Consider the following 11,683-nt stretch of genomic DNA (forward strand, 5'->3'; position numbering starts at 1 on the left):
GCTGCGCCGCCCGCCGACCGAAGGGACCACGCCATGAAGGCCCGAGATCTCGCCGCCGAGTTTCCGGTGGTACGTCTCGACACTCCGGCGATCGAGGCGGCGCGGCTCCTGGCCGGGCAGGACCTGCCGGGGCTGATCGTGCTCGACGAGCGCGGCTACCCGTTCACGATCCTGGCCGGCACGCAGGTGCTGCGCATGGCGATACCGCAGTACTGCCAGGACGATCCGGCCCTCGCGCGAGTCGTCGACGAGTCCGCCGCGGACCTGCTGCTGCGCGAGCTCGGCGACCGTACCGTGGCGCAGGCCCTGCCCTCGGAGAAGCGTGAGCTGGCCGTTGTCGATGCGGCCGCCACGGTACTGGAGATCGCCGCCGTGATGGCCCGCACCCGGACGCCACTCGTCGCCGTCGTGGACAAGCAGCGCCAGCTGCTCGGCGCGATCACCCTGGACGCTTTGCTCGACCGGATGCTCGCCGAGTGACGATCACCGCCTGGATCGCCGTCGCCGTGTTCGCCGGCGCGTACGTGCTGATCGCCACCGAGTGGGTCCACCGCGTCGCCGCCGCGCTCGGCGGGGCGGTCCTGATGCTGCTGATCGGCGCCACCGACGCCGAACACGCGTTCTTCTCCCCCGAGTCCGGCATCGACTGGAACGTCATCGTCCTGCTGCTCGGCATGATGCTCGTCGTCGCCGTGCTCAAACGGACCGGTGCATTCGAGTACCTGGCCATCTGGGCGGTCAAACGCGCCCGCGGCCGGCCGTTCCCGGTCATGGTCATCCTCGTCGTGGTGACCGCGGTCGCCTCGGCGATGCTGGACAACGTCACCACCGTGCTGCTCATCGCCCCGGTCACGTTCCTGGTCTGCCAGCGCCTCGCGGTGCCGGTCGCGCCGTACCTCATCGCCGAGGCCATGGCCAGCAACATCGGCGGCACCTCGACGCTCGTCGGCGACCCGCCCAACATCATCATCGCCAGCCGGGCCGGGCTGTCGTACAACGACTTCCTCAATCACCTCGCCCCGCTGATCGGGGTGCTGGTCGTCGTGTTCGTCGCGCTGTGCCGGGTGATGTTCCGCTCCGCGTTCCGCTACGACCCGGAGCGGGCCGCCACGGTGACGCGGCTGCGGGAGCGCGACGCGATCCGGGACCCGCGGCTGCTCGTGGTCAGCCTGGCCGTGCTCGCGCTCGTCACCGCCGCGTTCGTCCTGCACTCGGTCGTGCACCTCGAGCCGTCCGTGGTGGCGATCGTCGGCGGCCTGGGGCTGCTGGCGCTGTCCCGGCTGGACGCCGGCGAGGTCGTCAAGGACGTCGAATGGCCGACCCTCGCGTTCTTCGCCGGGCTGTTCGTCATGGTCGGCGCGCTCGTGCACACCGGCGCCGTCGGCACCTTGTCCCGCTCGATCGCCGACGCGGTCGCCGGGGACCCGCACCTGGCCGCGATGGGGCTGCTCGGCGGGTCCGCGGTGCTCTCGGCGATCGTCGACAACATTCCGTACGTCGCCACGATGACCCCGATCGTCGCCGACCTCGCCGCCGCCGAGGGCAGCCACGGCGGCCCGCACGTGCTGTGGTGGGCCCTGGCCCTCGGCGCCGACCTCGGCGGCAACGCCACCGCCGTCGGCGCGTCGGCCAACGTCGTCATTCTCGGCCTGGCCGAGCGGGCCGGGCAGCGGATCAGCTTCTGGCAGTTCACCAAGTACGGCCTTGTCGCCGCCGCCGTCACCGTCGCCATCTCCGCGGTCTACCTGTGGTTGCGCTACCTCGCCTTCGCCTGACGGTTCGCCGGCGGCCGCGCGCCGAAGCCCCCGGTCCGGTCCTGCCTCGGCGCGCGGCCGCCGGGCCCAGGCTAATCGGCCGGGAGGCGCAGGAAGGTGTCGATCCGGGCGGCGAGCGCGGGCCAGTCCGGCGCGCACCACACGAAGTGCCCCGCGGCCCGGCTCTCCACCAGCTCGGCGCGGGGCAGCCCGGCGACGAGCGCCTCGGCGTGCGCGAACGGCACCCCGCCGTCGGTGCGCGAGGCGACCACCAGCGCCGGCTGGGCCACCGCGGCGCACAGGTCCGGCGCCGGGCGCAGGTCCCGCACGAAGCCGCGGCCCGACCGCATCGCCGCGAACAGCCGCAGCAGCAGCCCGGCGTCGTCGCCGGTCAGCTCCGCCGGTCCGCGGCCGGTCGACAGCGGGGACAGCAACGAGCCCAGCGCCCGCCGGCCCCGGGCGCGCAGCAGCATCCGGATGCCCGCCCACGTGGCCGCCTCGACGCCGGGCGCGAAGACGATCCAGCCGCCGATGCGGGTCCGCCGGTCCGGCCACGGCAGCGGGCCGACCGCGCTGATGAGGACCAGCCGCTCGACCAGGTCCGGATGCCGGGCGGCCAGCGCGACCGCGGTCGGGCCGCCGCCGGAGATCCCGACGACCGCCGCGACGCGGGCCACACCCAGGTCCGCGCACAGCGCCCGGACGGTGTCCGTGTACGCGACCACGGTACGGCCGCTGCGCACCGGGGTCCGCCCGTACCCGGGCCGCGAGGGCGCCAGGATCGAGAAACCGGCCGCGGCGAACGGCTCCTCCCCCAGGGCCAGCCCGGCGCGCATGTGCCCGCCGTGCAGGATGAGCAGGACGTCGTCGCCGCGCCGCTCGAACCGGAACTCGACCGGCCCGCCCGCAGTCACGCGCACCTCGGTCGGCAGCGGCGCCATCTCAGGCCTCCACACCATGAACCAGCCTATCCGCGGACCGCGGCGACGCAACGCCCCGGAACCCGAGTGCTCCCCGTCGGCTGCCCGATTCCAACCTGCCCGGCGGCCATGACGAACACACCGCACGGGTTCATGACAACACCGCGACCTCGGGTTCAGAAGGAGCCGCAGGCCGCGTTCGGGTCGGGGGCGGGGAACACATCGATCTCGAGGTGGTCCGGGTCGGAAGTCGCCTGCATCGCGACCGCGCCACAGGTCCACCTGCCGGTCTCCGGCTTGGCGACGATCTGGCCGATCCAGGTCTGCGAGCGGGGCGTGGAGTCGGCCCCGGCGGACAGGGTCGCAGCGGCGCAGTCCTGCAGCATGGTCATGCCCGTGGAGTCGAACGTGCCGGGCGAACCGGTGTTGGCGGTGAGCACGCAGTCGACCTCGTTCAGCACGCTCTTGTCGTGCGACACGTGGGCCGTCAGGGCGCCGCCGCCCGGGAACCCGAGCGAGAGGACGTTCGTGCCGGTGCGCTGCCCGTCGCCGGTGGAGACGATCTCCAGACCGGCGGCGGACAACCAGATGTCGAACATGACCGGCAGGCTCCGCCCGGGGGCGCAGCCGTGCCGGCCGCAGCCGGGCGCGACCGATGAGGCCGTGGCTTGGTCGGCGGCCTCGCGCTCGGCGGTCACCTGGTTCGCGGAGCGCAGGTCAAGGCCGATGTAGATCGCGGCGCCGATCAGGATCAGCAGCGCGAGGCCGCCGCACACGATGAGGAACGTATAGGACTGTTTCGGGGGTGGCTCGTCTTCGGACACAGCGCAGTTGATATCACGCCGTGACGTATCAGAACGCCCCGGTGCGCTTCTGTAGTGGCGTGCTGACCGATCGGGAGGACCGCGCGGAGTTCGTCGACAACCTGCGGGAGCTGTTCGGTGAACTGCGCGGGTCCTGGCAGGGCAGCCTGCTGTTCGCGGTCTTCCTGTCGCCCGTGGCCGCCGTCGTCGCGCGCGGTCTGGCCACCGCCGGGCTGCTCATCCCGGGACTCGGCGGCGCGGTCACCGTGGCCGCGCTGCTCGTGCTCGTGTGCGCGGCGCAGCTCGGCGCGCTCACGGTCGGCTGGGTACGCTCGGCCGCGGCGGGGCGGGCGGGGGCCTCGCAGTTCGTGAGCATGCTCTCCGCGCTGCCCTGCTCGGCTTGTACGTCGAGACGTTCGCCATCGTCACCGCCTGTGTCTGGCGCGCGGAGGGCCGGCCGTCGGGCCCGTTCGGCGGGCTTTGGCAGGCCGAGTCGTACTACTTGTGGCACCTCCTCGACGCCGTCCCCATCCTCGACATCCCGGCGACGGTGCACTGGAAGGAGCCCGGCGGGCCGGTGCCGGCCGGGCTGGTGCTCGCGTTCCAGCTGCTGCTCGTGCCGCAGTTGCTGCGGGCGGCGATCGCCGGCTACCGGTTCGCGGTCGCCGGGGCCGCGATCCGGCACACCCACTACCCGGCCGAGGAGGAGCCCCGCTGGTGGCCGAAGGTGCTCGGCGGCGGGGTGTCCGCGGCGATCGTGGCGGGTGCGGCGGTGGCGACGCTGCTGGCCGTACAAACGCTGGCTTCTGGCTCTTGGTTCTTGCGCTGGTGGACCGGGCGCGCGCTGCCCTGGATGCACGCCGACGGCGCGCTCGTGCAGCGGTGGGCGGCGGCCGCACCGGCGATCCTGCTGCTGGTGGGCGGGCTGCTGCTGTTCGGGAACGTGGCGTTCACGGCCGTCGGGCTGTCCGGCATGATCCTGCCCAACGCCCGCTCGTGGTGGACGACCACGCTGGTCCTGTTCGCGGCGGCGGGCTGGGTCTACGGCATCCTGCTGTGGGACGCCGGCCTGCTGATCACCCTCGATCGCGTCGGCGTCGGTGTGCGGCTGCCCGATTCGGCCGGGCCGGCGACCGTGCTGGGCGCGCTGGCCTGGCAGATCGTGCACATGCTGCCCGGGCCGGACATCACCGGGACGCTGCACTGGAGCCAGCCGGTCGCGCTGGACGGCGTCACCGCCGGGGCCGTGGTGCTGTCGCTGAAGCTGGTCACGGTGGCCGCGCTGGTGTTCGTGGCGCTGCCCGTCGTGCGGACCGCCGTGCTGCGGACCCGCTACGGCCCGGTCCTCGACGTGTGGGGCGCGGGTCTGGCCGTCAGCCGCCACCTGTACGGGGTCGACGAGCGCTTCGACGACACGACCAACAACTGGGGCGGCTTCGAGCAGCGGCTAGCGGCCCTGCGCGAGGCGGGCCGGGCGGTGTCCACGCTCCCCCGGTTCGCCGAGCTGAAAGCGCCGCTCCAGGCGGTGCTCGAGGCGGCGCCGGAGCGCGAGCGGCCGCCGGCGGAGGAGGCCGGCCGGTTCACGGTGGCGCTGCTCGCCTTCCGCGCCAGCGTCACCGACGCCTTCCCGGCCGCGAGCGCCGCGCTCGCCGAGCGGCCCGCCAGCCCTGACCGAGCCGCGGCGTCACTGCAGGGGTAGCGGCGACGCTCCGGCCGCCCGGCCCAGCGGCGGCAGCCCGTAGCGGTCCCCGATGGTCCGCAGGACCGCGTAGTGGTCGACCCGCCCGGAGCGCGGCCCCGGCGTGATCCCGGCCCCGGTCACGAGGGTGAGGATCCGGTTGCCGGCGCTGCCGTCGTCCTCGTCGAAGGTCACGATGAGCCAGCTGTCGTGGCCGGCGGCCCAGCGCGCGTACGGGTCCAGGTGCGCGCGGGCCCAGGCGTCGCCGGTCGCGACGCCGCAGTCGTGCATGTCGTTGCACAGGTCCGGAATCACGAACGCGACGGTGGGCAGCCGGGCCGGGTCGGCCGGCCACGCGGAGTACGGCTGGTTCGCGGCGCCGGGAACCGTGTCGAAGTCGGCCCAGGGGTTGTGTTTCGCCGCGTACCGGCCGCTCGAACAGCCGCGGTACCCGGGCGACGGCAGCCCCTCGGAGTAGCCGCCGAAGGTGAGCCCGGCCGCCTGCAGTTGTTGTGCGAGGTTCGCCGCCGCCCCGGCACGGACCGGGCATTGGTCGTCGGTGACGCCCTGCGTCGAGCCGGAGAACAGCGCGAGGTAGTTCGGCTGGCTCGGATGGGCGACCCCATGCGCATCGGTGAAAACCGCGGCGCGGGCCATGAGCTCGTTGAAGTACGGCGCGTCCGGGTTACCGGCCAGCTGCACGTACGACTTGTTCTCGAACACCGCCACCACGACGTGCCCGGGCCGCACCCCGGATGCGGCCGGGCTCGGTGCCCGCTTCGGGGCGGCGCCGCAGCCGGACACCACGGCGAGCGTGGCGACCAGAACCGCCGCCCGGCGCCAGTGCACCATGGCCACCACCCCTACTCACCGGACGTCACGCGCCGCCGGGCCCAGCGCACCGCGAGGATCGCGACCACGCCGCCGACTCGCCGAACGCCAGCGCCGCCACGACCGCGTACACCAGCCACGCCGGCAGGCCCAGCACCATGTCGATCAGATGCGCCATTCCCGCAGCGTGGCGGCCGGCGCCTGAACGCACCCTGAACGCCGTGCGCGGCCGGGGCGCGGGTTCAGCGGGCTCTCAGTCCCGGGCCGCCACGCTGGCCGGGCCTCGGCTTTCAGCGGGCACTCAGGACGTTCGGTCGAGGTTTGCCCCGATTCATGGGGAAATCAGCGGAACGCCGTCGTGAGGGAGAGCCGTGTCCACTGTCAACGCCAGGTCAGTGAGTTCGCGCGGGTGGCTGACCAAGGTGCCCGCGATCACCGCCACGTTCTGGGTCATCAAGGTGCTGTCCACCACGATCGGGGAGACGCTCGCCGACTACCTCAACGTCAACGTCGGCCTCGGTCCCGCCGTGACCGACGGGATCATGTTCGCCTTCCTCGTCGGCGCGTTGATCCTGCAGTTGCGGCCTGGCCCTGGGCGCGAGCGCCACCAGCATCCTGTTCCTGGCCGCGATCGTCGTGCTCGTCGTGCGCGAGCAGGTGCTGGTGAGCCGGCACGGCGTGGCCGAGAAGGGCGCCGCCCCGAACGGCGGCCGCGGCCGGGACTACGCCTGGGCCGGCGCCGCCGCCCTGACCGTCGTCGTCGCCGGGTTCGGGCTCAGCCTCGCGCAGGGATCGCCGCCGGCGACGGACCCGCAGGCCGGCGTGGCCCAGGACCAGGCCACGGTGAGCGGCTCGGGCGGGGCGAGCGTGACACAGGCGGTACACCCGACAACCAAACTCGGCAACCTGAGCCGGTTCGCGGTGATCGTGTCCGACGTCCGGGCCAAGGTGGCCCAGCACGACCTCGCGGGGGCCAGGACCCGGGTCAAGGACCTCGAGGTGGCCTGGGACGACGCCGAGGCCGGGCTCAAGCCGCGCGACGCCACCCGATGGCACCAGCTCGACGGCCAGATCGACGACGTCCTCACCGCCCTGCGCGCGGCGAACCCGAGCGAGACCGCGTGCGCGTCCGCCGTCACCGCGCTGATGAACACCCTGAACACGTTCGACGGGGTCTGACCGCGGTCCACCGTCGTAGATTCGCACCATGACGACGTTCGCACTGATTCCCGGGGCCGGCGGCGACGCCTGGTACTGGCATCGCGTCCAGCCGATCCTCGAGGCGGCCGGGCACCGGGCCGTCGCCGCCGAGCTCCCCGGCGACGATCCGGCGGCCGGCTGGGAGGAGTACGCGAACGCCGTCACCGGCGCCCTTCCGCCGGACCCCGGCGAGCTGGTGGTCGTCGGCCAGTCGATGGGCGGGTTCACCGCGCCGGTCGTCGCCCAGCGCCGCGGCGCCCGGCGCATCGTCCTGCTCAACGCGATGATCCCGCGGCCCGGCGAGACCGGCGGCGCCTGGTGGGACAACGTCGGCCAGGCCGCCGCGGCCCGCGCCTACGCCGTGGAGCAGGGCCGCGACCCCGACGCCGAGTTCGACCTGCGCGAGCTCTTCTTCCACGACGTGCCCGCGGAGGTCACCGAGCGGGCGATGACCGGCGGCAAGGAGCAGGCCGACACCCCATTCGGCCAGGTCTGGCCGCTGGACGCCTGGCCGGACATCCCGACCACGGTGCTCACCGGCGCCGACGACCGCCTGTTCCCGGCCGTACTGCAGGCGCGCGTGGCCCGCGAGCGGCTGGGCCGGACGCCGGCCGTCCTGCCGGGTGGGCACCTGATCGCCCTGGGCCACCCGGAGGCGGTGGCCGCCGCCCTCCTCGCCGATCACTGAGCCGGCGCTCCCGTCAATGCGGACGGGTGAGGCCGAGGTCGTACGCGATGATGACCGCCTGCACGCGGTCGCGGGCGCCGAGCTTGGACAGGACCCGGCCGACGTGGGTCTTCACGGTGGACTCGGACAGGACCAGGCGTTCGGCGATCTCGCCGTTGGTCCAGCCGTGGCCGATCGCGACCAGGATCTCGCGTTCCCGCTCGGTCAGCGTGCCTAGGCGCGGGTCCGGTGCCGGGTGTGCGCCGCCGCCGGCGAGGTGCTGGGCGAACGCGTCCAGCAGCCTGCGCGTCAGGGCGGGCGCGATCACCGCGTCGCCGCCCGCGACCGCGCGGATGCCCGCGAGGAGTTCCTCCGGGTACGCGTCCTTGAGCAGGAACCCGCTGGCGCCCGCGCGCAGGGCGGCGTGCACGTACTCGTCCAGGTCGAACGTCGTGAGCATGAGGATGTGCGAGCGGCCGCCCGACTCGACGATGCGGCGGGTCGCCTCGATGCCGTCCATGCCGGGCATGCGCACGTCCATGAGGATGACGTCCGGATGCAGCTCGGCCGCCCGCCGTACCGCATCCGCGCCGTTCGCGGCCTCGCCGAGGACCTCCGTGTCGGGGCTGCTCTCCAGCAGCATCCGGAAGCCGAGGCGCTGCAGCGGCTGGTCGTCGACGATCAGGACGGTGATCATTCGGGTTGGCTCCCGGGAGGCGGGGTCAGGTCCAGGTCGGCGGTCACAGCCCATCCTCCGCCGGGCGCCGGGCCGGCGGTGACCGACCCGCCGTACAGGGCCGCGCGTTCACGCATGCCGATCAGGCCGTGGCCCGGCGGGGACGGCCGCGGCGGGCGCTGCGCACCGCCCGTGTCGCGCACGGAGATGTGCAGTCGCGCACCCTCCACGCGCAACGCGAGCACGACGCGCGGGTGCGGGCCGGCGTGCTTGAGCGTGTTCGTGAGGGCTTCCTGCACGATCCGATAGGCCGCCAGTTGTACTCCCAGATCCAGCGCCGCGAGGTCGCCCGTGCTGCGGTACTCGACGTCCGGGCCGGCCGCGCGGATGTGCCGGCACAGCGGTTACAGGTCGGCCAGGCCCGGCTGCGGGCTCAGGCCGTCCGCCTCCTCGCGCAGGACGCCGAGCATGCGGCGCAGGTCGGCGAGCGAGCGGCGGCCCGTGTCGCCGATCAGCCGCAGCGCCTCCTTGCCGCGCTCGGGGGCCACGTCCGCCGCGTACCCGCCGCCGTCGGCGAGGGTGACGATGACCGACAGGCTGTGGCCGAGGATGTCGTGCATCTCGCGGGCGACCCGGGTGCGCTCGGTCGCGGCGGCGAGGCGGCTGCGCTGGTCGCGTTCGATCTCCAGCTGGACCGCGCGGTCGCGCAGGGCGGCCACCTGGGCGCGGCGAACGCGGATCGCGAACCCGAGCGCGACCGCCGCGGTGCCGACGCTGGCCACGAAGAACAGCACGTCCAGCGTCGGCACGGCGGCGGAGATGCGCACGATCACCAGTGCGGCCGCGACGAGCAGCGCGGGGACCGCCCAGACCAGCCGGTTCAGGCGGCCGTGCAGCACCAGGCTGTACAGCGCGACGAGCAGCGCCACGTCCGCGCGCAGCATGATCCCGGCGGCCCACTCGGCGATGAACACGGTGGCGACGGCGTGGAACGCGACCAGCGGGGCCCGGCGGCGCCACCAGAGCGGCAGGAGCAGCGCTGCCTGGAACAGCAGCATTTGCGGTACCGGACGCTGGGTCAGGTGTATCGGCCCGTCCGGACGCGCACCGCCCGGTGCCAGCTCGGGCGCGCAGAAGAGCAGGAAGACCACGAGCACGACGGCGGTGTCGAGCGCCCACCGGTGCCGGGCGTCGAACTGGCGCATCCGCTGCCCGGCCCGGAACAGCCGGGCAGCGTTGTCGTCGGTGCTCACGGTCTCATCCTCCCCCGCAGCTAGGGCGTCCGCGCGCAGCAGCCGGACCGCGGCTCAGGCGTCCGTGCGCAGCAGCCGGATCGCGGCGCCGGCCAGCGCCAGGACGGTCCAGCCGAGCAGCACGAGCAGCCCGGCGCCCGCGGTGAGCGTGCCGCTCACGTGGTGCAGCGCGAAGATCGACTCGCCGGCGTTGCTGGGCAGGTACGGCGTGAGGTCCGCCCGCCACGACGACGGCAGCAGCGACATGAGACCGGGCACCAGCAGGAACAGCCCGACGAAGGCCGAGATGCCGCCGGCGGTGGAGCGCAGCAGCGCGCCGACCGCCACCCCGATGACCGCGGCCAGGGCCAGGTACGCCCCGGCGCCGAGCAGGCCCGTCAGCACGCCGTCGGCCGTGAGGCTCATCGCCTTGTCCGTGCCCGACAGCACCGTACTGCTGATGAGGAACGCCCCGAACGCGCCGAGCGTGCCGGCGACGAACGCAATCACGCCGTACACGGCGGCCTTGGACCAGAGCACCGGCAGGCGGCGCGGGACGGCGGCGAGCGTGGAGCGGATCATGCCGGTGGTGTACTCGCCGGCCGTCGTCAGCACCCCGAGGACCCCGAGCGCGATCGTCGCGAACGTCGTGCCGAACAGGGCCACGCTGTAGGCGGTGGCACCGGCGAGATCCGGGCCGGGCTGCTCGCCGCCGCCCGTCGACGACCTGAGCTGCAGCGCCGCGATCGTGCCGAACGCGAGCAGGAACAGCAGCGCCAGCCCGAGGGTGATCCAGGTCGAGCGCAACGACCATTGCTTGTACCACTCGGAGCGCATCACCCGTGCGCCGGTGACCTTGTAGGCAGGGTCGGCGGTGCGCACGACCACCGGGCGGGTCTCGGTCAGGATGCTCATGCGGCGGCCCTCGCAGGGTTCGTGGTGGCAGTGTTGGCATTGGTGGCGTGGTACTCGACGGCGTCCTTGGTCAGGTCCATGAACGCCTCCTCGAGCGAGACCGCCTTCGCGGTGAGCTCGAACAGCGCGATGCCGTGCTCGGCGGCGGCGAGCCCGATGGCCCGCGGCGTCAGTCCGGTCACGCTCAGCTGCTCGGAGCCGGGCCGTCCGGTGACCTCGACGCCCGGGCCGGCCAGCGCCCGGCGCAGCCCGGCCGGGTCGGCGGTGGCCACGACGACGGTGTCGCCGCCGGCGGTGCGCACCAGGTCCTGCACGGTGGTGTCGGCCAGCACCCGGCCGCGGCCGACGACGATGAGGTGGTCGGCGACGAGGGCCATCTCGCTCATGAGGTGCGAGGAGATGAAGACCGTGCGGCCGGCCGCCGCGAGGTCGGTGAGCAGCGTGCGGATCCACAGCACGCCCTCCGGGTCGAGCCCGTTGACCGGCTCGTCGAGCATGACCGTCTGCGGGTCGCCGAGCAGCGCGGCGGCGATGCCGAGGCGCTGGCCCATGCCGAGGGAGAACGCCCCGGCGCGCTTGCGGGCCACCGCCTGCAGGCCGGTCAGCTCGATTACGTGGTCGACCCGGCGGCGCGGGATGCCGTGCGTGTGGGCGAGGGCCATCAGGTGGTCGAACGCCGACCGGCCCGGGTGGATCGACCGCGCCTCCAGCAGCGCGCCGACTTCCTGCAGCGGGGCCGCGTGCCGGGCGTACCGGCGGCCGTTGACGCTCACCGTGCCGCTCGTCGGGGCATCCAACCCGATGATCATGCGCATCGTGGTGGACTTGCCGGCGCCGTTCGGCCCGAGGAACCCGGTGACCGCGCCGGGCCGGACGGTGAAGGTCACCCCGTCGACGGCCGTCTTGTCGCCGTAGCGCTTGGTGAGTTGCCGTGCCTCGATCATCGTGCTCCCCCTCTGAGTTCCCGCGTCTTCACCAAGAACGCTAGGTTCGCCGGGGCCTGGATC

14 protein-coding genes and 1 pseudogene are annotated in these 11,683 nt (G+C 73.7%); 6 read left to right on the forward strand and 9 right to left on the reverse strand.

Going from position 1 to position 11,683, the window contains the following annotated elements; translation table 11 throughout:
* Nucleotides 1-33 precede the first annotated feature (33 nt).
* Both ACQP00_RS32100 and ACQP00_RS32105 read left to right on the forward strand, forming a co-directional pair.
* Entirely contained in the window at nucleotides 34-480 is a 447-nt protein-coding gene (locus ACQP00_RS32100) for a CBS domain-containing protein (protein WP_433202302.1), read from the forward strand.
* Nucleotides 477-1,775, forward strand: coding sequence for an SLC13 family permease (locus ACQP00_RS32105; protein ID WP_433202304.1), 1,299 nt, complete (start codon nucleotides 477-479; stop codon nucleotides 1,773-1,775). Before ACQP00_RS32100 ends, ACQP00_RS32105 begins: the two co-directional genes overlap by 4 nt.
* Nucleotides 1,776-1,846: 71 nt before the next feature.
* On the opposite strand, the gene ACQP00_RS32110 is transcribed toward ACQP00_RS32105, so the two are convergent.
* Complete coding sequence (locus tag ACQP00_RS32110; RefSeq protein WP_433202307.1) at nucleotides 1,847-2,695, reverse strand: alpha/beta fold hydrolase; 849 nt, start codon at nucleotides 2,693-2,695, stop codon at nucleotides 1,847-1,849.
* Between the two features lie 155 nt (nucleotides 2,696-2,850).
* Entirely contained in the window at nucleotides 2,851-3,498 is a 648-nt protein-coding gene (locus ACQP00_RS32115; protein ID WP_433202310.1) for a hypothetical protein, read from the reverse strand.
* Between the two features lie 379 nt (nucleotides 3,499-3,877).
* Here ACQP00_RS32115 and ACQP00_RS32120 point away from each other — a divergent pair, with 379 nt between their 5' ends.
* Nucleotides 3,878-5,176 (forward strand): hypothetical protein, encoded by a 1,299-nt coding sequence (locus ACQP00_RS32120; protein ID WP_433202313.1) that lies wholly within the window; start codon nucleotides 3,878-3,880, stop codon nucleotides 5,174-5,176.
* Here ACQP00_RS32120 and ACQP00_RS32125 read toward each other — a convergent pair.
* Nucleotides 5,162-6,007 (reverse strand): alkaline phosphatase family protein, encoded by an 846-nt coding sequence (locus tag ACQP00_RS32125; protein WP_433202316.1) that lies wholly within the window; start codon nucleotides 6,005-6,007, stop codon nucleotides 5,162-5,164. The two genes, ACQP00_RS32120 and ACQP00_RS32125, sit on opposite strands and share 15 nt — an antisense overlap.
* A 25-nt stretch (nucleotides 6,008-6,032) precedes the next feature.
* The gene (locus ACQP00_RS32130; RefSeq protein ID WP_433202319.1) at nucleotides 6,033-6,164 is read right to left on the reverse strand and encodes a hypothetical protein; all 132 of its coding nucleotides are present in this window, start codon (nucleotides 6,162-6,164) and stop codon (nucleotides 6,033-6,035) included.
* Between the two features lie 280 nt (nucleotides 6,165-6,444).
* Here ACQP00_RS32130 and ACQP00_RS32135 point away from each other — a divergent pair.
* The 3 genes and pseudogenes from ACQP00_RS32135 to ACQP00_RS32145 all read left to right on the forward strand — a co-directional run.
* Nucleotides 6,445-6,510 (forward strand): annotated as a pseudogene (locus ACQP00_RS32135) (hypothetical protein); the annotation flags it as partial.
* A 121-nt stretch (nucleotides 6,511-6,631) separates the two neighbouring features.
* A complete protein-coding gene (locus ACQP00_RS32140) occupies nucleotides 6,632-7,165 on the forward strand; it encodes a hypothetical protein (protein WP_433202321.1) in 534 nt (177 codons plus the stop codon).
* Nucleotides 7,166-7,193: 28 nt separating this feature from the next.
* Nucleotides 7,194-7,874 carry an alpha/beta fold hydrolase gene (locus ACQP00_RS32145; RefSeq protein ID WP_433202324.1) on the forward strand — a complete coding sequence of 227 codons (681 nt, stop codon included), beginning with the start codon at nucleotides 7,194-7,196 and terminating at the stop codon, nucleotides 7,872-7,874.
* A 13-nt stretch (nucleotides 7,875-7,887) separates the two neighbouring features.
* Here the strand turns inward: ACQP00_RS32145 and ACQP00_RS32150 are convergent, their stop codons facing one another.
* The 5 genes from ACQP00_RS32150 to ACQP00_RS32170 form a co-directional block, all read right to left on the reverse strand.
* Nucleotides 7,888-8,550, reverse strand: coding sequence for a response regulator (locus ACQP00_RS32150; RefSeq protein WP_433202327.1), 663 nt, complete (start codon nucleotides 8,548-8,550; stop codon nucleotides 7,888-7,890).
* Entirely contained in the window at nucleotides 8,547-8,828 is a 282-nt protein-coding gene (locus ACQP00_RS32155) for a sensor histidine kinase (protein WP_433202330.1), read from the reverse strand. Before ACQP00_RS32155 ends, ACQP00_RS32150 begins: the two co-directional genes overlap by 4 nt.
* A 105-nt stretch (nucleotides 8,829-8,933) precedes the next feature.
* On the reverse strand, nucleotides 8,934-9,782 hold the full coding sequence (locus ACQP00_RS32160) for a sensor histidine kinase (RefSeq protein WP_433202333.1): 849 nt from the start codon (nucleotides 9,780-9,782) through the stop codon (nucleotides 8,934-8,936).
* 54 nt (nucleotides 9,783-9,836) lie between these two features.
* Nucleotides 9,837-10,676, reverse strand: a complete 840-nt coding sequence (locus tag ACQP00_RS32165; RefSeq protein ID WP_433202336.1) for an ABC transporter permease — start codon at nucleotides 10,674-10,676, stop codon at nucleotides 9,837-9,839.
* The gene (locus ACQP00_RS32170; RefSeq protein ID WP_433202339.1) at nucleotides 10,673-11,620 is read right to left on the reverse strand and encodes an ABC transporter ATP-binding protein; all 948 of its coding nucleotides are present in this window, start codon (nucleotides 11,618-11,620) and stop codon (nucleotides 10,673-10,675) included. The genes ACQP00_RS32165 and ACQP00_RS32170 overlap by 4 nt, the downstream gene beginning before the upstream one ends.
* Nucleotides 11,621-11,683: the final 63 nt, after the last annotated feature.

It is taken from the genome of Dactylosporangium sp. CS-047395 (genome assembly GCF_050942185.1).
Taxonomy (GTDB): domain Bacteria; phylum Actinomycetota; class Actinomycetes; order Mycobacteriales; family Micromonosporaceae; genus Dactylosporangium.